Source organism: Streptomyces sp. 351MFTsu5.1, from assembly GCF_000383655.1.
Taxonomy (GTDB): Bacteria; Actinomycetota; Actinomycetes; order Streptomycetales; family Streptomycetaceae; genus Streptomyces; species Streptomyces griseorubiginosus.
In genome coordinates, this window is record NZ_KB911798.1 from 40,843 (window position 1) to 62,656 (window position 21,814).

A 21,814-nucleotide genomic window follows, 5' to 3' on the forward strand; every position below is an offset into this window, starting at 1 on the left:
CCCTGACCTGGTCACCTGGTCCTGCGCCAAGAGGCACGGCCCACTTGGCGCAGCAACCTCCGGTGGCGCCAGCCACGCACTCGGTCCGCATAGGTCTTGCCGTCCAAGTGGTCGCACTCGTGCTGAAGGCAGCGGGCGAAGAATCCTGTTCCGTGCACGGTGATCGGCTCGCCCGTCATCGTGAACCCCTCCACCACCGCGTGGTCGTGGCGTTCCACCCCCGCCTCCAGGCCCGGCAGGGACAGGCAGCCCTCCGGGCCCCGCAGGACCACGCCGTCGGTCTCCACCAGGCGGGGGTTGACCACGTGGCCCAGGTGGCGGACCTCCTCGTCGTCCGGGCAGTCGTAGACGAACACGCGCAGGGGGACGCCCACTTGGTTCGCCGCGAGGCCCACCCCCTCGTGCGCGTACATCGTCGCGAACAGGTCCTCCACGAGACCCGCCAGTTCCGGGCCGAAGTCCGATACGTCCCCGCAGGGTTCGTGCAGGACGGGGTCACCGAGCAGAGTGAGGGGCCGGACCCGGCCACGGGTGCCCGGAATGGAGCCGTTTCGCATGGCCGCAAGGGTACGGCGATTCGGGAGTGCCTACGGATCTCGATAGGCTGAGGTCCACACCACGTGGCCGGAGTCTGTGGCGCGGCGCGTACGCAAGGAGGATCGAGAACTGATGACAGGCAACTCGGACCCGCTCTCGCCGCGGGCCAAGCTCGCCGTGACGGCGGGCAAGGCCGTCGCGGCGGCATCCCGAGCCGCGGGTCGCGGCAGCGGTTCGGTCATCGGCGGCAAGGTGGCCCTCAAACTCGACCCCGACCTCCTCGCCCGGCTCGCCCAGCACCTGGACGTCGTCCTCGTCTCGGCGACCAACGGAAAGACCACCACCACCCGGTTGATCGCGGAGGCCCTGGGAGCGGCAGGACCCGTCGTCTCCAACGCGCTCGGCGCCAACATGCCCGCCGGGATCACCTCCGCCCTCGCGGGCGGCTCGGACGCCCGTTACGGCGTGATCGAGGTCGACGAGAAGTACCTCGCGGGCGTGGCCCGGGACACCGACCCCAAGTGCATCGCCCTGCTGAACCTCTCCCGCGACCAGCTCGACCGGGCCGCCGAGACCCGCATGCTCGCCGAGAACTGGCGTGAGGGGCTCGCGGGCAGCAAGTCCGTCGTGGTCGCCAACGCCGACGACCCGCTCGTCGTGTGGGCCGCCTCCTCCTCCCCCAACGTCATCTGGGTCGCCGCCGGGCAGATGTGGAAGGACGACGCCTGGTCCTGCCCGTCCTGCGGCGGTGTGATGCAGCGGCCCGGCGACGACTGGTTCTGCGGCGAGTGCGGCTTCCGCCGCCCGACGCCGAGCTGGGCGCTCTCCGGAGACCACGTGCTCGACCCGCACGGCTCGGCCTGGCCCATCCACCTCCAGCTGCCCGGGCGCGCCAACAAGGCCAACGCCGCCTCCTCCGCGGCCGTCGCCGCCGTCTTCGGCGTACCGCCGCAGGTCGCCCTGGAACGCATGTACCAGGTGCAGGCCGTCGCCGGACGCTACGACGTGGTGCAGTTCCAGCAGCGCGACCTCAGGCTGCTGCTCGCGAAGAACCCGGCGGGCTGGCTCGAAACGTTCAGCCTGATCGACCCGCCGCCCACCCCGGTGATCCTCTCCGTCAACGCCCGCGGGGCCGACGGCACCGACACCTCGTGGCTGTGGGACGTCGACTACACCCGGCTGACCGGCCACCCGATCTGTGTGATCGGCGACCGCAAGCTGGACCTCGCGGTGCGGCTGGAGGTCGCGAACCAGAACTTCCAGGTCTGCGACAACCTCGACCAGGCCGTCTCGATGAGCCCGCACGGCCGTATCGAGGTCATCGCGAACTACACCGCCTTCCAGGACCTGCGCCGCCGCGTCGGCAACTGAGACACAGGGGACTTTTGTGAGCGACAACCAACTCCGGATCGTCTGGATCTACCCCGACCTGCTCAGCACCTACGGCGACCAGGGCAACGCCCTCGTCATCGAGCGCCGGGCCCGCCAGCGCGGTCTCGACGTGGCCCGTCTCGACGTGCGCAGCGACCAGGCGATCCCGACCTCCGGCGACATCTACCTGATCGGCGGCGGCGAGGACCGGCCCCAGCGGCTCGCGGCCGAGCGGCTGCGCCGGGACGGCGGACTGCACCGGGCCGTGGGCAACGGCGCGATCGTCTTCTCGGTGTGCGCCGGCTACCAGATCCTCGGCCACGAGTTCATCAACGACCTCGGCCAGCGCGAGCCGGGCCTCGGGCTCCTGGACGTCGTCTCCGTGCGCGGCGAGGGTGCCCGGTGCGTCGGCGACGTCCTCGCCGACATCGACCCGCGGCTCGGTCTGCCCCCACTGACCGGCTTCGAGAACCACCAGGGCGTCACCCATCTCGGGCCCACCGCCCGCCCGTTCGCCAACGTCAGGCTGGGCAACGGCAACGGCACCGGGGACGGCACCGAGGGGGCGTACAACGACACCGTCTTCGGTACGTACATGCACGGGCCCGTGCTCGCGCGCAACCCGCTCATCGCCGACCTGCTGCTGAAGCTGGCCCTCGACGTGAACGCGCTGCCGCCGACCGACGACCGCTGGTACGAGGCGCTGCGCAACGAGCGCATCGCGGCCGCTCAGCAGCCCGCCTGAGCAGGGGATCCCGTTCGGTTCCGGGCATCCGCCGGCAGCCCGTCTGACGCGGTGTCCGCACAGGTGAGCGGGGTCGTCCAGCAGGCGGACGCGTGCTTCGGCCCCGCCCCCTCCTGCCGCTAGGGTGGCGGGGTTCGAGCCGGACGACGAGGTCCGGATCCGGCCCCTGTCGAGAAGGTTGTAGCGGGCTTATGCGCATTGGTGTCCTCACGTCCGGCGGCGACTGTCCCGGCCTGAACGCCGTCATCAGGTCCGTCGTGCACCGTGCCCTCGTCGACCACGGCGACGAGGTCATCGGCTTCCGGGACGGCTGGCGCGGCCTCCTGGAGTGCGACTACCTCAAGCTCGACCTCGACGCCGTCGGCGGCATCCTCGCCCGCGGCGGCACGATCCTCGGCTCCTCCCGCGTCCAGCCCTCGCATCTGCGGGACGGTGTGGAGCGGGCCAGGGGACACGTCGAGGAGCTCGGCCTCGACGCGATCATCCCCATCGGCGGCGAGGGCACCCTCAAGGCGGCCCGGCTGATGTCGGACGCCGGGCTGCCCATCGTGGGCGTGCCCAAGACGATCGACAACGACATCGCGGTCACCGACGTGACCTTCGGGTTCGACACGGCCGTCGGGGTCGCCACCGAGGCGCTCGACCGGCTCAAGACCACCGCCGAGTCCCACCAGCGGGTGCTCGTCGTCGAGGTCATGGGGCGGCACACCGGGTGGATAGCGCTGCACTCCGGCATGGCGGCGGGCGCCCACGCCATCGTCGTGCCGGAACGGCCCTTCGACATCGAGGAGTTGACCCGGCGGGTCGGCGAGCGGTTCGAGGCGGGCAAGCGCTTCGCGATCGTCGTGGCGGCGGAGGGCGCCAAGCCGGCGCCCGGCTCCATGGCCTTCGACGAGGGCGGCAAGGACATCTACGGCCACGAGAGGTTCGCCGGGATCGCCCGTCAGCTGTCGATCGAGCTGGAGGGGCGGCTGGGGAAGGAAGCCCGGCCGGTCATCCTGGGGCATGTGCAGCGGGGCGGTACGCCCACGGCCTACGACCGGGTGCTGGCCACGCGGTTCGGGTGGCACGCGGTGGAAGCGGTGCACCGGGGGGAGTTCGGTCACATGACGGCTCTGCGGGGCACCGACATCGTGATGGTGCCGCTGGCGGAGGCGGTGGAGACGTTGAAGACGGTGCCGGAGGAGCGGTACGCGGAAGCGGAGTGCGTGCTTTAGGTCTCTTGCCGGGTGCGGGTCCGTCGTGGCTGGTCGCGCAGTTCCCCGCGCCCCTGAGTAGGTCAATCCGCCCCCGGTCCGAGATGTGACCGGGGGCGGTTCTAGTCTGTAGGGCGGACAGACTTGCACAACCCCCACGAAACAGGAGCCGCCGGCATGGATCACAGCGGGCACGGCATGACCATGGATCTGCCGCCGTTCACGCTGGGACGAGGGTTGCAGTGGTCGGCCGACCCCTTCTTCCTCGTCGCCTGCCTCTTCGCGCTCGGCCTCTATGCGTGGGGGGTCGTCCGGCTGCGGCGGCGGGGGGACTCGTGGTCGGCGGGGCGGACCGTCTCCTTCGTGATCGGTGTGCTGACCATCGTGCTGATGATGTGCACCGGGCTGAACGACTACGGCATGGTCATGTTCAGCGTGCACATGGTGCAGCACATGGTGATCAGCATGCTGTCGCCGATCCTCCTGCTGCTCGGCGCGCCGGTCACGCTCGCTCTGCGGGCGCTGCCCGTCGCCGGCAAGGGGCGCAAGGGGCCCCGTGAGCTGCTGCTCGCGCTGCTGCACAGCCGGTACATGCGGATCATCACGCATCCGGCGTTCACCATCCCGCTGTTCATCGCGAGCCTGTACGGGCTCTATTTCACGCCGTTGTTCGACTATCTGATGGGGTCGAAGACCGGGCACGTCGCGATGATGGTGCACTTCCTCGCGGTGGGTGTCGTCTTCTTCTGGCCGATCATCGGCGTCGACCCGGGACCGCAGCGGCCGGGGTATCTGATGCGGATGCTGGAGCTGTTCGCGGGGATGCCGTTCCACGCCTTCTTCGGCATCGCGTTGATGATGGCGTCCGAGCCGATGGTGGGGACGTTCAAGAACCCGCCCGCCTCACTGCACATCGACGCGCTCTCCGACCAGAACTACGCGGGCGGTATCGCATGGGCGTTCAGCGAGATTCCCTCCGTGCTGGTGCTGATCGCACTGCTGTTCCAGTGGTACGGCTCCGAACAGCGGCAGGCCAAGCGCAAGGACCGGGCCGCCGACCGGGACGGCGACAAGGAACTCGAGGAGTACAACGCCTATTTGGCCTCACTGAACGCACGCGGAAATTAGACGCTTCGTCCTTCCGGAGCATTCAGTAGCATGAAGCGCGTTGGGGGAACCGCCACCGGGGGGAGCGGTCGTGACACTTCGCGCATTGATGCAGAGGACAGCCGTTCTCGCGGTTTTCGCGGTGCTGCTGAGCGGCTGCGACACGTTGTCGTCCGGAAATCCACTGACCGCGGTCAAGGCGGTCGCCGCGGGTACGCCCTCGCTCGCGCCGTTCTTCGACGAGAGCAGCGGGATCGGCAAGGACGCCGGGGGCGTGCGGTCGCAGCGCGCGCGGGGCAGTCTCCAGCAGGGGGACACACCTGGTCTCTACGGCGGCAGCAAACAGCCGACCATCTGTGATGTCGCCGCACTCGAACGATTCCTCACCGATCCCAGGAATCACGACAAGGCCCAGGCGTGGGCGGATGTGCAGAACATCCGCACCGACGGGATACCGGAATACCTGGATCGGCTCACACCTGTGCTGCTGCGTCACGACACGCTCGTCCAGAATCACGACTACAAGAAGGGAAAGGCCGTCCCGTACAACTCCTTGCTCCAGGCGGGAATCGCGATTCTCGTCGATGAACAAGGGCTTCCGGCTGTGAAATGCTCGTGTGGGAATCCGCTGCGGCCCTTCCAGGGTGACACCAGCCGGATTTCCGTCCGGTTCGAGGACGGCAACAAGAAGTGGGCCGGATACGAGCGGAAGTCGGTCGTGGCCGTGCAGCCCGCTCCGCGGAAGCCCGCACGGATCGCTCTGGTCGACGTCGATGAGCCTGCCCGCGGCATCTACCGGCCGGTCGGGACGGCCGGTGAGAAGGACGCCGGCTTCGACGCCGATGAGCCACGCGTCGTACCGGGGCTCGCCGGGACGACCTTCGCGCAGGCCGGACGGGAGCTGATCGACGCCGGGCTCGCGGCCGGGTACGCCGGACAGCAGCCCCCGCCCGACGACGCGCGGGTCACGGCGACGGATCCGCCCGCGGGGAGCGAGCTGGCGTTCGGGCGGTACGTGATGCTGACCGTGGCCCAGGGTGACGGGAGCACCTCCGGTGCGGGGACCGGGCCCACGACCACTCCCGCGCCGTCGTCGTCCGGACCACGGACACCACCTGCCAGTGAGCCGCCCTCGTCCCGTGGGAAGCCCGAGGGGACCTCCTCCGCGCCCCCGTCCTCGTCGAGCGGCAGGCCCAAGCCCGGGTCGCCGTCGGCCTCGCCCTCGCCCTCGCCCTCGCCCTCGCCCTCGCCCTCGCCCTCGCCCTCGCCCTCGCCCTCGCCCAAGAAGTCGAGCAGCACATCGCCGCCCACCAGCGCCCCGGTGACCAGCAGCGCACCGCCGCCACCCCCACCTCCGCCTCCCTCGAAGAGCAGCGCGCCCGTGAGCAGCGAGCCCGCCACCGACGGGCCGAGCACCACCGTCGCCGCCTAACAACCCGGAGAACCGCAGAACCGGAGAGTCACCGGATGCCTTCAGGATCACCGACGTCGGGAGTGGGCCGGGTCATCGCCGGCCGTTATCTGCTGCTGAACCCGCTCGGCAGCGGCGGCATGGGCCATGTGTGGCTCGCCCACGACCAGAGACTCGCCTGCGAGGTCGCGCTCAAGGAGATCGTGTTCCGGGACCCGGTGGAGGCCGGCCACGAGCGGGAGGCACGGGTGGCACGGGCCCGCGCGGAGGCCCGGCACGCGGCCGGGCTGCGCGGCCACCCGCACGTGGTGACCGTGCACGACGTCCTGGAGCACGACGGGCTGCCGTGGATCGTCATGGAGTACGTGGCCGACGCCGTGGACCTGCGTGACCTGGTCGCCTCCCGTGGACCGCTCGCCCCCGCGGAGTGCGCCCGGGTCGGCCTCGCGGTGCTGGACGCGCTGACCGCCGGGCACCAGCGGGGCGTGATGCACCGGGACGTGAAACCGGCGAACATCCTGCTGGCGCCGGACCGCTCGGGCTCGCCGTACGGGCGCGTCCTGCTCACTGACTACGGCATCTCCGTGCAGCCCGACGCCGGGGAGACCCGGTACACGCTGGCGTCGGTGCTGGTGGGGACGGCGGGCTATCTGGCGCCGGAGCGGGCCACCGGCGGGGCGCCCACCCCGGCCGCCGACCTGTTCTCGCTGGGCTGCACGCTGTACCACGCCGTGGAGGGCGTGAGCCCCTTCGAGCGGGAGTCGCATCTCGCCGAGGTGACCGCGGTGGTCATGGAGGAGCCACGGCCCGCCGAGCGTGCGGGCGCGCTCGGTCCCGTACTGCACGCGCTGCTGGCGAAGGACCCCGGGCAGCGGCTGTCCGCGGCGGAGGCGGAGGCCGCGCTGTCGGCGGTCGTGGCGCCGTCGGTCGAGCCGTATCCGCGGACGCAGACCGATCTCGGCTCGCAGCCGCCCTGGGCGGGGGTGCAGGGACCGCCGTTCGGGCCGGCTCCGCAGGGACACCGGCCGTCCCCCGAGGCGCCGCCGTCGCGGGGCGGCCGTCGGCGGCGGGAGCGTTCGCACGCCCTGCGGGCCCTCCTCGCCTGCGGTCTGGGGCTGCTGCTGGCCCTGGGCGGGGTCTGGTACGCCATGGCCGACCGGTCGTCGGAGGGAGGAGGAGGCGGACAGCGGACCGCCCGGCAGCCGTACGGCGAGGCCGTCGGGCTCGTGAAACCGCTGCGGGACGGTGACTGCGTGATCGCCGACTGGCCGGGGTCGGAGCGGTTCCGGGGGACGCCCCGGCTGCGGCTGGATCCCGCCTGCCGTACGGCGCCGGACGGCCAGGTGATGGCGTTCGTCCCGGCCGGCTCCGCCGAGGAGGCGCGGCGGAGCGGGCCCGCGAAGTGCGAGGAGCGGACGCGGGAGCTCCGGGACCGGCTCGCCGACGTCCGCGGCCAGGCCGTCGTACCGACCGGCGAGGGGTTCGGGGCCGCGGGGCGGCGCACGGCCTGCCTGGTGCTGGGGGCGAACGGGCCGGTGTACGGGCCGATCGGCACGCACCGCGCCCTGGGTTCGGCGTTCGCGGACACGGCGACCATGCAGCGGCGGGACTGCCTGGACGTGCGCACCAACCGGGACGCCCGGCTGGTGTCCTGCGCGGGCTCCTACGACGAGCAGGTGCTCGGATTCACCCGATTGGCCCCCGATGTCACCCTGCCCGAGGCGCGCACCGAGTCGGACACGGCGTGCGCGCGGGAGGTGCCGCCGGGCGACTACGGCTTCGATCCGTCGGTCTACACGGCGGGGTCCTGGACGAGCGAGGGCCCCTGGAAGAACGGCACTCATTTCGTCGTGTGCACCGTCCGCAGGCAGAACGGAGGCACCATGGAGGGGGACGAATCCTGAGGAAGGTGTCGCGATGCCCGGTACCGGTTCCACGGATGGCTCGACCAGAACGATGGGGGTGCTCACCGTCGGCGGTCTCGTCGCGGTGACGGCGTACACGGTGGCGCTCGGCAGCAACGGCTGGCTGTGGTTCGGCTGGGTCGTGCTGGGTCTGATCACCCTCGGCATGGTGGCCACCCGCAGTTGACTCAGCCGCCCGTGAGGCGGCCCGCCGAGTGCACGCCCGGCTGGTACTTGGGCAGCCGGGCGGTGATCTTCATGCCCGCGCCCACGGCGGTCTCGATGACGAGGCCGTAGGAGTCGCCGTACACCTGGCGGAGCCGGTCGTCGACGTTGGACAGTCCGATGCCGCCCGAGGGGCTGACCTCCCCGGCGAGGATACGGCGGAGCAGGACCGGGTCCATTCCGGCGCCGTCGTCCTCGATGACCACGAGGGCCTCGGCGCCCGCGTCCTGGGCGGTGATCTGGATGTGGCACTTCTCGGTCTTGCCCTCCAGGCCGTGCTTGACGGCGTTCTCCACCAGGGGCTGGAGGCACAGGAAGGGCAGCGCGACCGGCAGCACCTCCGGGGCGATCTGGAGGGTGACGGAGAGGCGATCGCCGAAGCGTGCCCGCACGAGCGCCAGGTAGTGGTCGATGGCGTGGAGTTCGTCGGCGAGGGTGGTGAAGTCGCCGTGCCTGCGGAACGAGTAGCGGGTGAAGTCGGCGAATTCGAGGAGGAGTTCGCGGGCGCGTTCGGGGTCGGTGCGAACGAAGGACGCGATCACGGCGAGCGAGTTGAAGATGAAGTGCGGGGAGATCTGGGCCCGAAGTGCCTTGATCTCGGCCTCGATCAGACGGGTGCGGGACTGGTCGAGGTCCGCCAACTCCAGCTGGACGCTGACCCACCGCGCCACCTCTCCGGCGGCCCGGACCAGCACGGCGGACTCGCGGGGCGCGCAGGCGACGAGGGCGCCGTGGACGCGGTCGTCGACGGTGAGGGGGGCCACGACCGCCCAGCGGACCGGGCAGTCCGGGGTGTCGCAGCTGAGCCGGAAGGCCTCGCCGCGGCCGGTCTCCAGCGGGGCCGCGAGGCGTTCCATGATCTCGGTGCGGTGGTGGCCGCCGACGCCGTCCCAGACCAGGACCTGCTTCTGGTCGGTGAGGCACAGCGCGTCGGTGCCCAGCAGGGTGCGCAGGCGGCGGGCCGACTTGCGGGCGGTCTCCTCCGTCAGCCCTGCCCGCAGCGGGGGCGCGGCCAGGGAGGCGGTGTGCAGGGTCTCGAAGGTGGCGTGCTCGACGGGGGTGCCGAGACCGCCGAGGGCCTGCGAGCCGGCCGTGCGCCGGCCGAGCCAGAAGCCGGCGGCGAGCAGCGGGAGGATCGCCACGCAGAGACCGGCCAGGAATCCGCTCATGCCTTGGCCTCCGCCCGCAGTTCCTCCGGCAGATGGAAGCGGGCCAGGATGGCCGCCGTGCCCGCCGGAACCCGGCTCGCGGTGGACAGCGAGACCACCACCATGGTGAGGAAGCCGAGCGGCACCGACCAGAGCGCGGGCCAGGCGAGCAGGGCGTGCAGCGGGCCCCTCGCGGGGAGACCGGCCATGGTCGCGGCCACGGCGAGGAAGGCCGAGCCGCCGCCGACCAGCATGCCCGCGGCGGCGCCGGGCGGGGTGAGCCGCCGCCACCAGATGCCGAGCACGAGCAAGGGGCAGAAGGAGGACGCGGAGACGGCGAAGGCGAGGCCGACCGCGTCGGCGACGGGCAGTCCGCCGACCAGGACGCTCCCGGCCAGCGGGACGCACATCGCGAGGACCGTGCCGAGCCGGAAGTGCCGTACGCCGCGCGCGGGCAGGACGTCCTGGGTGAGCACGCCCGCGACGGCCATGGTGAGCCCGGAGGCCGTGGACAGGAACGCGGCGAAGGCGCCGCCCGCCACCAGTGCGCCCAGCAGGTCGCCGCCGAGGCCGCCGATCATCCGCTCCGGGAGGAGGAGTACGGCCGCGTCGGCGTCTCCGGTGAGGGTGAGTTCGGGGGCGTACAGGCGGCCGAGGGCGCCGTAGACGGGGGGCAGCAGGTAGAAGCAGCCGATCAGGCCGAGGACGGCGACCGTGGTGCGGCGGGCGGCGACGCCGTGGGGGCTGGTGTAGAAGCGGACGACGACGTGCGGCAGACCCATGGTGCCGAGGAAGGTGGCGAGGATCAGTCCGTACGTGGCGTACAGGGGCCGGTCCTCGCGGCCCGCGGCGAGGGAGGTCGACATGCCGTCGCCGGTGCCGCGGTCGGCGGCCGGGACGGTGGTGCCCCGGGCGAAGGTGAGGCTGGTGCCCTTGTCGATGTGGTGGGTGCCGGCGGGGAGTCGGAGCGTGTCGTCCTCGTGCGGGCGGCCGTCGACCGTGCCGGTGACCGTGACCGTCAGGGGCCTGTCCAGCTCGATGTCGACGGTGGAGTCGACGCGCACCGCGCGCTGTTCGCGGAAGGTCGCCGGTTCCTCGAAGGCGTGGCTGGGGGCGCCGTCGCCCTGCCAGGCGAGGATGAGGAAGAGGGCGGGGACGAGCAGCGCGGTGAGCTTGAGCCAGTACTGGAAGGCCTGCACGAAGGTGATGCTGCGCATGCCGCCCGCGGCGACGGTGGCGACCACGACGGCGGCGACGATGACTCCGCCGAGCCACTGGGGTGCCCCGGTGAGGACGGTCAACGTGAGTCCGGCGCCCTGGAGTTGGGGCAGCAGGTAGAGCCAGCCGACGCCGACGACGAAGGCGCCCGCGAGCCGTCGTACGGCTTGGGAGGCGAGGCGGGCCTCGGCGAAGTCGGGGAGGGTGTAGGCGCCGGAGCGGCGCAGCGGGGCGGCGACGAAGAGGAGCAGGACGAGATAGCCGGCGGTGTAGCCGACCGGGTACCAGAGCATGTCGGGGCCCTGGACCAGGACCAGGCCCGCGATGCCGAGGAAGGAGGCGGCGGAGAGGTACTCGCCGCTGATGGCGGCCGCGTTGAGGCGGGGGCCGACGGTGCGGGAGGCGACGTAGAAGTCGGAGGTGGTGCGGGAGATGCGCAGGCCGAAGGCGCCGACGAGGACGGTGGCGACGACGACCAGGGCGACGGCCGGGACGGAGTAGCTGGAGTTCATCGGTCCTCGACCAGGCGCACGAAGTCCCGTTCGTTGCGCTCCGCGCGCCGCACGTACCAGCGGGCGAGCAGGACCAGGGGGACGTAGAGGCCGAAGCCGAGGACGGCCCATTCGAGGCGGTGGGCGTCGGGCATCGCCGCGAACAGCAGCGGGAGCGGGCCGACGAGCAGGGCCAGGAAGGCGAACACCGCGAGGGCGGCGCGCAGTTGGGTGCGCATCAGGGAGCGGACGTAGGTGTGTCCGAGGGTGGTCTGTTCGTCGATCTCGGTGCGCGGCCGGTAGTAGCCGGAGGCGGGGCGGCTGCGGCGGGGCGGGCCGGTGACGACGACGCGCCGCTCGACGGGGTCCTGGGGCACGGCTAGGGCCTCCTCATCAGCAGGTCGCGCAGCTCGCGGGTGTGGCGGCGGCTGACCTGGAGCTCCTCGCCGCCGACGAGGACGCTCACCGTGCCCGCGTCCAGGCGGAGTTCGCCGACGTGGCGCAGGGCGACGAGGTGGCGGCGGTGGATGCGGACGAAGCCGCGCGAGCGCCAGCGGTCCTCCAGCGTGGACAGCGGGATGCGGACGAGGTGGCTGCCCTTGTCGGTGTGGAGGCGGGCGTAGTCCCCTTGGGCCTCGACGTGGGTGATGTCGTCGACGGCCACGAACCGTGTCACCCCGCCGAGTTCGACGGGTATGTGGTCCGGGTCGGGTTCGTGCACGGGGATGCGGGGCGCGCTGTCGAGGCGTTCGGCGGCACGGCGGACGGCCTCGGCGAGGCGTTCCTTGCGGACCGGTTTGAGGACGTAGTCGACGGCCTTGAGGTCGAAGGCCTGGACGGCGAAGTCCTCGTGGGCGGTGACGAAGACCACCAGCGGCGGCTTGGCGAAGCCGGTCAGCAGCCGGGCGAGGTCGAGGCCGTCGAGCCCCGGCATGTTGATGTCGAGGAAGACGACGTCGATCGCCTCGGGTCCGTGCGGGCCCGACTCCAGCGCGCGGTTGATGCGGCGCAGCGCCTCGGTGGCGTCACCGGCCCCTTCCACACTGCCGATCCGGGGATCGGCACCGAGGAGGTAGAGCAGTTCCTCCAGCGAGGGGCGTTCGTCGTCGACAGCCAGGGCGCGCAGCATGAACCCGGAGTGTAGGAGCAATTCGTACGACTGGACACGTGCGGTGGTGTGGACGCCCCTGCTGGATACAGTGCCGACATGAACAGCAGGACCGCCGCGTTCGACGAGCTCGACCGGAAGATCATCACCGCGCTGATGGCCAACGCGCGGACCTCCTTCGCGGAGATCGGTGCGGCGATCGGACTCTCCTCCACGGCGGTGAAGCGGCGCGTGGACCGGCTGCGGGACACCGGGGTGATCACCGGGTTCACGGCCACGGTGCAGCCGTCGGCGCTGGGCTGGCGCACCGAGGCGTACGTCGAGGTGTACTGCGAGGGCGCGGCCCCGCCACGGCGGCTCGCGGAGGTGGTCCGCAACCATCCGGAGATCACCGCGGCGATGACGGTGACAGGCGGCGCGGACGCCCTGCTGCATGTGCGGGCGCGGGACGTGGAGCACTTCGAGGAGGTGCTGGAGCGCATCCGGGTGGAGCCGTTCATCCGGAAGACGATCAGCGTGATGGTGCTGTCCCATCTCCTCCCGGAAAGCCCCGAGGCGGGGGCGAGCCAGCCCGCACCTGAGGCGTAGCGGATAAACGCAGCAGCCTTGCGTTTTACCGGCGATATTTGCAGCATTCCTGCGCGGACACGCAATTCTTGTTGCTTGTCGGGCCCCCGGGTCACTTCCTACCGTGGTGTCAACCCTCAGTAGACAGCGCAGGAAGCGGAGGAACCCCTCTGTGTCCGACTCCCGTGTGCCGCGCCTGCGGCGATTCCTGGTCTGCGAACCCAGACACTTCGCCGTGCAGTACGCGATCAATCCCTGGATGCATCCCGACACCCACGTCGACGTGGACCTGGCGCAGGACCAGTGGCGGACGCTGATCAGCACCTACGAGGCCCATGGGCACCGCATCGACGCGGTGGAGCCGGTCCCCGGTCTCCCCGACATGGTCTTCGCCGCGAACTCGGCGGTCGTCGTCGGCGGCCGCGTCTTCGGCTCCCTCTTCCACGCGCCCGAGCGGCGCCCCGAGTCCACGCACTACGACCTGTGGTTCAAGACCGCGGGCTACGACGTCCGGCGCCCCCTGTCGGTCTGCGAGGGCGAGGGCGACCTCGTCTGGACCGGCCGGTACGTGCTGGCCGGGACCGGTTTCCGCACGACCCGGGAGGCGCACCGCGAGGTGCAGGAGTTCTTCGGCCACCCGGTGATCAGCCTGACCCTGGTGGACCCGCACTTCTACCACCTGGACACGGCGCTCTTCGTGCTCGACGACTCGGCGGCGGGCAACAACATCGTCTACTACCCGGAGGCCTTTTCGGCGGGCAGTCGCGCGGTACTCGAACGGCTGTACCCGGAGGCGGTGCTCGCGACCCGCGACGACGCGATGGCGTTCGGTCTGAACTCCGTGTCCGACGGCCGGCACGTCTTCATCGCCCCGCAGGCCGAGGCCCTCGCCGTGCGTCTCGACGAGCACGGCTACGTCCCCGTCCCCGTCGACCTCTCCGAGCTCCACAAGGCCGGCGGCGGCATCAAGTGCTGCACTCAGGAGATCCGCTCATGACCGCACCCGTAAGCACGCGTTCCTCCGCCGATCTCATCCGCGCCGAGGAGCCGGTCCTCGCGCACAACTACCACCCGCTGCCCGTGGTCGTCGCCCGTGCCGAGGGCACCTGGGTCGAGGACGTCGAGGGCCGCCGCTACCTCGACATGCTGGCCGGCTACTCCGCCCTCAACTTCGGCCACCGCCACCCGGCGCTGATCGAGGCGGCCCACCGGCAGCTGGACCGGCTGACCCTCACCTCCCGCGCCTTCCACAACGACCGGCTCGCCGAGTTCGCGGAGCGGCTGGCCGGGCTGACCGGCCTGGACATGGTGCTGCCGATGAACACCGGCGCGGAGGCGGTGGAGAGCGGCATCAAGGTGGCCCGCAAGTGGGCGTACGAGGTGAAGGGCGTCCCGGCCGACCGGGCCACGATCGTGGTGGCCGCCGAGAACTTCCACGGCCGTACGACGACGATCGTGTCGTTCTCCACGGACGAGACCGCGCGGGCGGGCTTCGGTCCCTTCACACCGGGCTTCCGGATCGTGCCGTACAACGACCTGGCGGCGCTGGAGGAGGCGGTCGACGAGACGACGGCCGCGGTGCTCCTGGAGCCGATCCAGGGCGAGGCGGGCGTGGTCGTCCCGGACGACGGCTATCTGACCGGGGTCCGCGAGCTGACCCGCCGCAAGGGCTGTCTGTTCGTCGCGGACGAGATCCAGTCGGGCCTCGGCCGCACCGGCCGCACCCTCGCGGTCGAGCACGAAGGGGTCGTCCCGGACGTGCTGCTGCTCGGCAAGGCGCTGGGCGGCGGCATCGTCCCGGTGTCGGCGGTGGTCGCCCGCCGGGACGTGCTCGGCGTCCTGCGCCCGGGTGAACACGGCTCGACCTTCGGCGGCAACCCGCTCGCGGCGGCGGTCGGCACGGCGGTGGTGGAACTCCTGGAGACGGGCGAGTTCCAGAGCCGGGCGGCGGAGCTCGGGGTGGTCCTGCGGGACGGTCTGGCCGGCCTGGTCGGCAAGGGCGTGGTCGGCTTCCGCGCCCGTGGCCTGTGGGCGGGCGTGGACATCGACCCGGAGATCGGCACCGGCCGCGAGGTCAGCAAGCTGCTCATGCACGAGGGAGTCCTGGTCAAGGACACCCACGGCTCGACGATCCGGCTGGCACCCCCGCTGACGATCACTGCGGAGGAGCTGGAGTCGGCACTGGGGGTCCTGGAAAAGGTGCTCAGGCGATGACCTGCCTATAGGGGCGCGGGGCTGTATCGATGTGCGGCTCCGCCGCGTGGGCGTGACCAGCCACGACGAACCCGCACCCGCGCCCCACCGCACCGCCCTCTCCCGAGGTGCACTCCCACCTCACCGGGTGAAGATGTGACGAAGAGGTGATAGACCACTCTCAGCGACAGAGAGGTCGTCCGTGGGCGCTCACAAAGGGCATGACACCGCGCGGCACCGGTTCGACGTGGCCGATGCCGCGCCGCTGCTGCTCGACGCCCACGGAATCGTCACCGGCTGGACGAGGGACGCGGAACGCCTGCTGGACTACGGCGCCTCGGAGGCCGTGGGCATGACCGCCGCCGCTCTGCTCACCGCCGAGGACGCCGGTCGCGTGCCCGAGCTCGCCCAGCGCTGCCGCGCCGACGGCGGCTGGGCGGGGTTGCTGACCGCCGTCCGCAAGGGGGGCCGGCCCGCCCGGCTCATGGTGCGCATCACCTCGGCCGACACGGGCGGCACCGCCCGCTGGCTCGTCCTGCTGTCCGAGCTGGCCGAGGCGCCCGGCTGGGACATGAGCCGTCCGGTCCTGGAGCAGATGGTCACCCGCTCCCCCATCGGCATCGCGATCGTCGACACCGACCTGCGTTGTGTGTGGTCCAACCCGGCCCTGGAGCAGTTCGGCAGCGCTCCGGCGCCCGAGCGGCTGGGGCTGCGGTTCGGGGAGATCCAGCCGGGCCTGGACGCGGAGGCGATCGAGACGCAGATGCGGCGGGTGCTGGCGACCGGGGAGCCGGTCGTGGAGTACGAGCACGTCGGCCGGGTCCGTGCCGCCCCGCACCGGGAGACCGCGCACACCATGTCGTTCACCCGGATCGACGACGACCAGGGCAACCCGATGGGCGTCTACTACACGGTCGTCGACATCACCGAGCGACACCGCGCACGGCAGCGTCTTGCCCTGCTCGACCGGGCCGGTGAGCACATCGGGCGCGGTCTGGACATCCGGCAGACCGCCCAGGAGCTGGCCGACGTGGCCGTGCCGGCGCTGGCCGACTACATCACCGTGGACCTGCTGGAGTCGGTGCTGCGGGGAGCGGAACCCAGCATGCAGGGGCCGCTGGTGCGGGCCGGACAGCAGTCGGTGAACGAGGGGGTGCCGGAGGCGGTCGTCGCGGTGGGCGAGGTGGCCGCCTACCTGCCCGGCACACCCCCGCTGCGGTGTCTCGCCGAGGGCACGCCCTGGCGGGAGGAGCGGCTCGACCCGCTGGCCGCGGAGTGGGCCACCGGCATACCCGGCGGTCGCACGGCCACCTTCCTGGAGCTGGGGCTGCACAGCGTGATGGTCGTGCCGATCCGCGCGCGGGGTGCCACGCTCGGCGTCACGACCTTCTTCCGCCGGCGCCGCCAGGAGCCTTTCGACGAGGACGATCTCAACCTCGCCGAGGACCTCGTCTCCCGGGCCGCCGTCTGTGTGGACAACGCCCGGCGCTATACCCGCGAGCGTCAGGCTGCGCTCGTCCTCCAGCGCAGTCTGCTCCCGCACCGGCTGCCCGAGCAGGAGGCCGTGGAGGTGAGCGCCTGCTACCGGCCGGCCGACGAGCTGACCGGCCTCGGCGGGGACTGGTACGACCTGATCCCGCTCTCCGGCGCACGGGTCGCCCTCGTGGTCGGCGAGGTGCCCGGCCACGGAATCGCCGCCGCGGCGGCCATGGGCCGGCTGCGGACCGCGGTACGGACGCTGGCGGCCCTGGATCTCCCGCCGGAGGAGGTACTGGGCCACCTGGACGACCTGGTGGCCCGCGCGGCACGGGAGGAGGGGGCAGGCCCTGAGGGCGCGGGGGGCCCGGGGGGCGGGGCGGGGTGCGGGGCTGCGGGAGGGTCGGGGGCAGCGGACGGCTCGGGGGCAGCGGACGGCTCGGGGCTCGCGGGAGGATCGCCGACAGCGGAGGCCTCGGAGCACGAGGAGGCCTCGGGGCTCGCAGGAGGATCAGGGACCGCGGAGGCCTCTGAGCTCGCGGAGGGCACGGGGCTCAACCACACCACGAGGCTCGCGGACGGCTCGGGGCTCGCGGACGGCTCGGCGCTCGCGGACGGCTCGGGGCTCGCAGGAGGATCAGGGACCCCGGAGGCCTCGGAGCACGCGGAGGCCTCCGGGCTCGCAGCAGGGACCGCGGAGGGCTCATGGCCGGCGGGAGGGTCGGATGTCGCGCCCGGGGACCCACGTGCTCCCGGCCGCTCCGGGACGCCCGCTGACGCACCGGCCCCCGGGAGCTCGCGGACCCTGGCCGTCCCCGTCGACCCGTCGGACGAGTCCGACAGTGCCCAGGCGGTGGGGTCCGGGTGTGTGTACGTCGTCTACGACCCCGTCGACGGGCAGTGCGCGATGGCCGCCGCCGGGCACCCCGCGCCCGCCGTGATCCTGCCCGACGGCACGGTCGCCTTCGTGGACCTGCCTCAGGGGCCGTCCCTCGGTGTCGGGGGCCCGCCCTTCGAGTCCGTGGAGCTGGCCCTGGCCCCGGGCAGCACTCTCGCGCTGCACACCGACGGGCTGCTCGCCCACGGTGAGGACCAGTCGCCCGAAGCGGGCCGGGACCGGTTGCGCGAGGCCCTGGAGCGGTCGGCCGACACCCTCGACCTGCGCTGCCGGGCCGTCGTCGACTCGCTGGCCCCCGACCAGCCGCACGACGACGTGGCCCTGCTGCTGGCCCGCACCCGGTTGCTGGGGCCCGAACAGGTCGCGGACTGGGACGTGCCCGTGGACCCTGCGCAGGTCGCCGAAGCCCGCAAGGCGGCGTCCCGGCAGCTGACGGAGTGGGGTCTGGAGGAGCTCGCGTTCACCACGGAACTGGTCGTCAGCGAACTCGTCACCAATGCCATCCGGCACGCCGTGGGACCGATCCGGCTGCGTCTGATCCGGGCCCGCACCCTGATGTGCGAGGTGCTGGACAGCGGCTCCACCGCCCCCCACCTCCGCCATCCGCGGACCACCGACGAGGGCGGCCGGGGGCTGCTCCTGGTCTCCCAGTTCGCCCAGCGCTGGGGCACCCGGTTCGTGCCCGAGGGAAAGGTCATCTGGGCCGAGCAGTCCCTGCGGGAGCCCGGCGACTGAACACCGGCAACCGCACCGTACCCACCATCCATCTCGACGATCCCCCCAGGAAACCCTCATATCGTGGGAAAATGGGTGATCCCAGCGGCGAGGCGGCTGCAATGAGCGACACATCCATCGACTACGCGGCGGTGTTCCAGGCACTGCCGGGCATGGTCGCGCTGCTGACACCCGAGCTGGTGTTCACGGATGTCAACGAGGAGTTCCTGAGCGGGTCCGGCCGGTCGCGCGAGGCTGTCGTGGGCCGCTACCTCTTCGACGTCTTCCCGGACAACCCGAACGACCCCGGGGCCACCGGCATGCGCAATCTGGCCGCCTCGCTGCGGCGGGTCCTGGACACCGGCGAACGCGACGCCATGGCGCTCCAGCGGTACGACGTGGAGGACCCCGAGCGGCCCGGCGAGTGGGAGGTGCGCTACTGGAGCCCCGTCAACGCCCCGGTGCTCGGCCCGGACGGCAAGGTCGCGCTGCTGGTGCACCGGGTGGAGGAGGTCACCGAGCTGATACGGGCCCGCGGTGGGCCGCGCGGCGGCCGGTCCCGGGTCCTGGAGGCGGAGCTGTACACCCGGGCCCGCGAACTCCAGGAGTTCAACGAACGGCTGCGGCAGGCACACGCGCGTGAGCGCGAGGTCGCGCTGGCCCTCCAGGAGGCGATGCTGCCGGTCAGCCGGCAGTCCCTGCACGACCGGGCGGCCGTCCGCTACCGGCCGGCGGTCGGCGCGCTCAACGTCTGCGGGGACTGGTACGACCTGGTCGACCTGGTGGGCGGGCGCGGTGTCGGGGTCTCCGTGGGCGACGTGGTGGGGCACGGGCTCGGGGCGGCCTGTGTCATGGGCCAGCTGCGGAGCGCCCTGAGCGCGGCCTCGCGGGTGGCCGAGGGCCCGGCGCAGGCGCTGGACGTGCTGGGCCGGTACGCCCATGTGATCGAGGGCGCCGAGTCGGCGACCGCGGTCACCACCTTCATCGACTTCGACCACGGCACGATCACCTACAGCAGCGCGGGACACCCGCCGCCGATGCTGGTGCACGCCGACGGCCGCGTGGAGTGCCTCGACAGGGCCACCGACCCGCCGCTGGACGCCAGCCCCGACCCGATCCCGCGGCCACAGGCGACCACCACGTTCGCTCCGGGCGCCACGCTCGCCCTCTACACCGACGGTCTCGTGGAGCGTCGCCGCGAGGACGTCGACACCGGCCTCACCCGCCTCGCCGACGCCCTCACCCGCCACCGCAAGGAGGACCCCGAGACCCTGGCCGACGCCGTCCTCGCGGAACTCCTGCCCACCAGCGGCGCGACGGACGACACGGCGCTGGTGATCGTGCGGTTGTGAGGGCGGGTGGGGCGGAGTGCCGCAGGGGGCTCGCCGGACCGGGGCGCACGGTGGAAGGCAGTGGAAGGCAAGAGGCAGTCCCCGGCCTGTCTGCGGCGCGTATCGCGTCACCCGCGCTCGTCGAGTTGCCGTCGGCCGCGTGACGGGATCAAGCTGGAGCGGCGGTCGGGGCTGTTCCGGGCCCCGCCGCCTGCGCCTACACTGACAGCCCCATCTCACGCCGGTTGACCAGCCAGAACGCGGAGTTGAGCCGTCCGCCCGACCGAGGAGCGCCCCCTCTTGTTCTACTACCTGCTCAAATATGTGCTGTTGGGGCCGTTGCTGAGACTGGTCTTCCGGCCTCGAATAGAAGGCCTGGAGCACATCCCGGACTCGGGTGCGGCCATCGTGGCCGGCAACCACCTGTCCTTCTCCGACCACTTCCTGATGCCCGCGGTGCTCAAGCGCCGCATCACCTTCCTGGCGAAGGCCGAGTACTTCACCGGCCCCGGCGTCAAAGGCCGGCTGACCGCGTTCTTCTTCCGCAGTGCCGGACAGATCCCGGTGGACCGCTCCGGCAAGGAGGCGGGCCAGGCCGCCATCCGCGAGGGCCTCGGCGTGCTGCGCAAGGACGAGCTGCTGGGCATCTACCCGGAGGGCACGCGCTCCCATGACGGCCGCCTCTACAAGGGCAAGGTCGGCGTCGCGGTGATGGCCCTCAGGGCCCAGGTCCCGGTGATCCCCTGCGCGATGATCGGCACCTTCGAGGCCCAGCCGCCCGGCAAGGTCATCCCCAACATCCACCCCGTGGTGATCCGTTTCGGCAAGCCCCTCGACTTCTCCCGCTACGCCGGGATGGAGAACGAGAAGGCGATCCTGCGGGCGATCACCGACGAGATCATGTACGCCATCCTGAAGCTGTCCGACCAGGAGTACGTCGACGAGTACGCGGCCGTGGTGAAGGCGGCGGAGGCCGCTGCCGCCAAGGAGCGCAAGTTCCCGCGCCTGCCGCTCAGTTGACCGAGTCAACCCCTGCTCTCGGCAGAGCGCTTCGACCTCTGCTGTCGGCAGAGCCGCCTGTGCCCGCCCGACCTCCGACCGTAGGGTCACGGCATGACACGACGTGCTGTGGTGATCGGAGCGACCGGACAGATCGGGCGGGCGGCCGTGGGCGCGCTGGCCCGCGACGGCTGGGAGGTGACCGCCGTCTCGCGGGGCGGCGGACGGGACGAGGGCTGGCCCGCCGAGGTGCGTACCGCGCGGGCCGACCGCGCGGACGACCGGGCGCTGGCCGCCGCGGTGGGCGAGGGCTGCGAGGTCCTGGTGGACGTGGTGGCCTACGGGCCGGAGCACGCACGGCAGTTGGTGTCGCTGGCCGACCGGGTGGGCTCCGCCGTGGTGGTCTCCAGCGTCTCGGTGTACGAGGACGACAAGGGCCGCAGCTTCGACACCCAGGCCGAGCCGGACGGCTTCCCGGAGTACCCGGTGCCCACCGGCGAGGAGCAGCGGACGGTCGCACCGGGCGAGTCGTCGTACAGCACCCGCAAGGCAGGTCTGGAGCGTGAACTGCTCGCCGCGGGCGACCGGTTGCCCACCACGCTGCTGCGTGCGGGGGCGATCCACGGACCGCACTGCCGGTCTCCGCGCGAGCTGTACTTCGTCAAGCGCAACCTCGACGGCCGGCCCCGGCGCCTGCTGCCGTACGGCGGCCGGAGCCGCTTCCATCCGGCGAACGTCCACAACATCGCCGAACTGGTCCGGCTCGCCGCCGCCCGGCCCGGCAGCAGGGCACTGAACGCCGTGGACCCGGACGCCCCGACGGTGGCGGAGATCGCCGCCGCGATCGACTCCGTGATGGGCGTCGAGCCGGAGACCGTGCTGGTCGAGGGACCGCCGCCGTCGCCGACCGTGGGGGACACTCCGTGGTCGGTGCCGGTGCCGGTCGTCTTCGACATGTCCGCCGCGGAACGGGAGTTGGGCTACCGCCCGGTGGTCGTACGGTACGCGGACCGGCTCCCGGAGACCGTCGCCTGGATCGAACGGCGCCTCGCGGGAGAGGACTGGCGGGAGGCGTATCCGAAGATGTTCCAGACGTACGGCGACCTCTTCGACTACGCGGCGGAGGACGCGTATCTCGACTCGCTGGGCGCATGAGGAAAGGCGGCCGGTGACAC

19 protein-coding genes are annotated in these 21,814 nt (G+C 72.0%); 14 read left to right on the forward strand and 5 right to left on the reverse strand.

Annotated elements, in window-relative coordinates; genetic code table 11:
• Positions 1–11: 11 nt before the first annotated feature.
• Positions 12–557, reverse strand: a complete 546-nt coding sequence (gene def / locus H295_RS0137165; protein ID WP_028810099.1) for a peptide deformylase — start codon at positions 555–557, stop codon at positions 12–14.
• A 112-nt stretch (positions 558–669) separates the two neighbouring features.
• On the opposite strand from def, the gene H295_RS0137170 reads away from it, so the two are divergent.
• The 7 genes from H295_RS0137170 (at position 670) to H295_RS46960 (ending at position 8,458) form a co-directional block, all read left to right on the forward strand.
• Entirely contained in the window at positions 670–1,908 is a 1,239-nt protein-coding gene (locus H295_RS0137170) for a MurT ligase domain-containing protein (protein WP_020140433.1), read from the forward strand.
• 16 nt (positions 1,909–1,924) lie between these two features.
• The gene (locus H295_RS0137175; protein ID WP_020140434.1) at positions 1,925–2,653 is read left to right on the forward strand and encodes a type 1 glutamine amidotransferase; all 729 of its coding nucleotides are present in this window, start codon (positions 1,925–1,927) and stop codon (positions 2,651–2,653) included.
• A gap of 191 nt (positions 2,654–2,844) precedes the next feature.
• Positions 2,845–3,870: a 6-phosphofructokinase gene (locus H295_RS0137180; RefSeq protein WP_020140435.1), complete on the forward strand. Its 1,026-nt coding sequence runs from the start codon at positions 2,845–2,847 to the stop codon at positions 3,868–3,870.
• 156 nt (positions 3,871–4,026) lie between these two features.
• Complete coding sequence (locus H295_RS0137185) at positions 4,027–4,977, forward strand: cytochrome c oxidase assembly protein (protein WP_020140436.1); 951 nt, start codon at positions 4,027–4,029, stop codon at positions 4,975–4,977.
• An 88-nt stretch (positions 4,978–5,065) separates the two neighbouring features.
• Positions 5,066–6,388 (forward strand): PASTA domain-containing protein, encoded by a 1,323-nt coding sequence (locus H295_RS47335; protein WP_158691107.1) that lies wholly within the window; start codon positions 5,066–5,068, stop codon positions 6,386–6,388.
• 35 nt (positions 6,389–6,423) lie between these two features.
• The gene (locus H295_RS0137195; protein ID WP_028810100.1) at positions 6,424–8,271 is read left to right on the forward strand and encodes a serine/threonine-protein kinase; all 1,848 of its coding nucleotides are present in this window, start codon (positions 6,424–6,426) and stop codon (positions 8,269–8,271) included.
• A 13-nt stretch (positions 8,272–8,284) separates the two neighbouring features.
• Positions 8,285–8,458 carry a hypothetical protein gene (locus H295_RS46960; RefSeq protein WP_020140439.1) on the forward strand — a complete coding sequence of 58 codons (174 nt, stop codon included), beginning with the start codon at positions 8,285–8,287 and terminating at the stop codon, positions 8,456–8,458.
• Between the two features lies 1 nt (position 8,459).
• Here the strand turns inward: H295_RS46960 and H295_RS0137205 are convergent, their stop codons facing one another.
• Genes H295_RS0137205 through H295_RS0137220 form a run of 4 tightly spaced genes read right to left on the reverse strand, consistent with a single transcriptional unit; the run spans position 8,460 to position 12,482 of the window.
• On the reverse strand, positions 8,460–9,665 hold the full coding sequence (locus H295_RS0137205) for a sensor histidine kinase (RefSeq protein ID WP_020140440.1): 1,206 nt from the start codon (positions 9,663–9,665) through the stop codon (positions 8,460–8,462).
• Positions 9,662–11,374, reverse strand: coding sequence for a cation acetate symporter (locus H295_RS0137210; protein WP_020140441.1), 1,713 nt, complete (start codon positions 11,372–11,374; stop codon positions 9,662–9,664). Before H295_RS0137210 ends, H295_RS0137205 begins: the two co-directional genes overlap by 4 nt.
• Entirely contained in the window at positions 11,371–11,730 is a 360-nt protein-coding gene (locus H295_RS0137215) for a hypothetical protein (RefSeq protein WP_020140442.1), read from the reverse strand. Before H295_RS0137215 ends, H295_RS0137210 begins: the two co-directional genes overlap by 4 nt.
• 2 nt (positions 11,731–11,732) lie before the next feature.
• A complete protein-coding gene (locus H295_RS0137220) occupies positions 11,733–12,482 on the reverse strand; it encodes a LytR/AlgR family response regulator transcription factor (RefSeq protein ID WP_020140443.1) in 750 nt (249 codons plus the stop codon).
• Between the two features lie 78 nt (positions 12,483–12,560).
• Here H295_RS0137220 and H295_RS0137225 point away from each other — a divergent pair, with 78 nt between their 5' ends.
• The 7 genes from H295_RS0137225 to H295_RS0137255 all read left to right on the forward strand — a co-directional run bounded on the left by H295_RS0137225 (position 12,561) and on the right by H295_RS0137255 (position 21,794).
• Positions 12,561–13,049, forward strand: a complete 489-nt coding sequence (locus H295_RS0137225; protein WP_020140444.1) for an Lrp/AsnC family transcriptional regulator — start codon at positions 12,561–12,563, stop codon at positions 13,047–13,049.
• 151 nt (positions 13,050–13,200) lie between these two features.
• Positions 13,201–14,025, forward strand: a complete 825-nt coding sequence (gene ddaH, locus H295_RS0137230; RefSeq protein ID WP_020140445.1) for a dimethylargininase — start codon at positions 13,201–13,203, stop codon at positions 14,023–14,025.
• A complete protein-coding gene (rocD, locus tag H295_RS0137235; protein ID WP_020140446.1) occupies positions 14,022–15,242 on the forward strand; it encodes an ornithine--oxo-acid transaminase in 1,221 nt (406 codons plus the stop codon). The genes ddaH and rocD overlap by 4 nt, the downstream gene beginning before the upstream one ends.
• A gap of 181 nt (positions 15,243–15,423) precedes the next feature.
• Complete coding sequence (locus H295_RS48245) at positions 15,424–18,330, forward strand: SpoIIE family protein phosphatase (RefSeq protein WP_234021770.1); 2,907 nt, start codon at positions 15,424–15,426, stop codon at positions 18,328–18,330.
• Positions 18,331–18,431: 101 nt separating this feature from the next.
• A complete protein-coding gene (locus H295_RS0137245) occupies positions 18,432–19,661 on the forward strand; it encodes a PP2C family protein-serine/threonine phosphatase (protein WP_020140448.1) in 1,230 nt (409 codons plus the stop codon).
• A 279-nt stretch (positions 19,662–19,940) separates the two neighbouring features.
• The gene (locus H295_RS0137250; RefSeq protein WP_020140449.1) at positions 19,941–20,660 is read left to right on the forward strand and encodes a lysophospholipid acyltransferase family protein; all 720 of its coding nucleotides are present in this window, start codon (positions 19,941–19,943) and stop codon (positions 20,658–20,660) included.
• 108 nt (positions 20,661–20,768) lie between these two features.
• A complete protein-coding gene (locus H295_RS0137255; RefSeq protein WP_020140450.1) occupies positions 20,769–21,794 on the forward strand; it encodes an NAD-dependent epimerase/dehydratase family protein in 1,026 nt (341 codons plus the stop codon).
• The last annotated feature ends 20 nt before the right edge of the window (positions 21,795–21,814 follow it).

What these genes read in the sequence shown, in the direction of transcription:
- H295_RS0137205 (WP_020140440.1), bottom strand. Translation starts at nt 9,665, where the DNA reads ATGAGCGGATTCCTGGCCGGTCTCTGCGTGGCGATCCTCCCGCTGCTC.
- H295_RS46960 (WP_020140439.1), top strand. Translation starts at nt 8,285, where the DNA reads ATGCCCGGTACCGGTTCCACGGATGGCTCGACCAGAACGATGGGGGTG.
- H295_RS0137225 (WP_020140444.1), top strand. Translation starts at nt 12,561, where the DNA reads ATGAACAGCAGGACCGCCGCGTTCGACGAGCTCGACCGGAAGATCATC.
- H295_RS47335 (WP_158691107.1), top strand. Translation starts at nt 5,066, where the DNA reads ATGCAGAGGACAGCCGTTCTCGCGGTTTTCGCGGTGCTGCTGAGCGGC.
- def (WP_028810099.1), bottom strand. Translation starts at nt 557, where the DNA reads ATGCGAAACGGCTCCATTCCGGGCACCCGTGGCCGGGTCCGGCCCCTC.
- H295_RS0137170 (WP_020140433.1), top strand. Translation starts at nt 670, where the DNA reads ATGACAGGCAACTCGGACCCGCTCTCGCCGCGGGCCAAGCTCGCCGTG.
- H295_RS0137180 (WP_020140435.1), top strand. Translation starts at nt 2,845, where the DNA reads ATGCGCATTGGTGTCCTCACGTCCGGCGGCGACTGTCCCGGCCTGAAC.
- H295_RS0137220 (WP_020140443.1), bottom strand. Translation starts at nt 12,482, where the DNA reads ATGCTGCGCGCCCTGGCTGTCGACGACGAACGCCCCTCGCTGGAGGAA.
- rocD (WP_020140446.1), top strand. Translation starts at nt 14,022, where the DNA reads ATGACCGCACCCGTAAGCACGCGTTCCTCCGCCGATCTCATCCGCGCC.
- H295_RS0137185 (WP_020140436.1), top strand. Translation starts at nt 4,027, where the DNA reads ATGGATCACAGCGGGCACGGCATGACCATGGATCTGCCGCCGTTCACG.
- H295_RS0137245 (WP_020140448.1), top strand. Translation starts at nt 18,432, where the DNA reads ATGAGCGACACATCCATCGACTACGCGGCGGTGTTCCAGGCACTGCCG.
- H295_RS0137195 (WP_028810100.1), top strand. Translation starts at nt 6,424, where the DNA reads ATGCCTTCAGGATCACCGACGTCGGGAGTGGGCCGGGTCATCGCCGGC.
- H295_RS0137210 (WP_020140441.1), bottom strand. Translation starts at nt 11,374, where the DNA reads ATGAACTCCAGCTACTCCGTCCCGGCCGTCGCCCTGGTCGTCGTCGCC.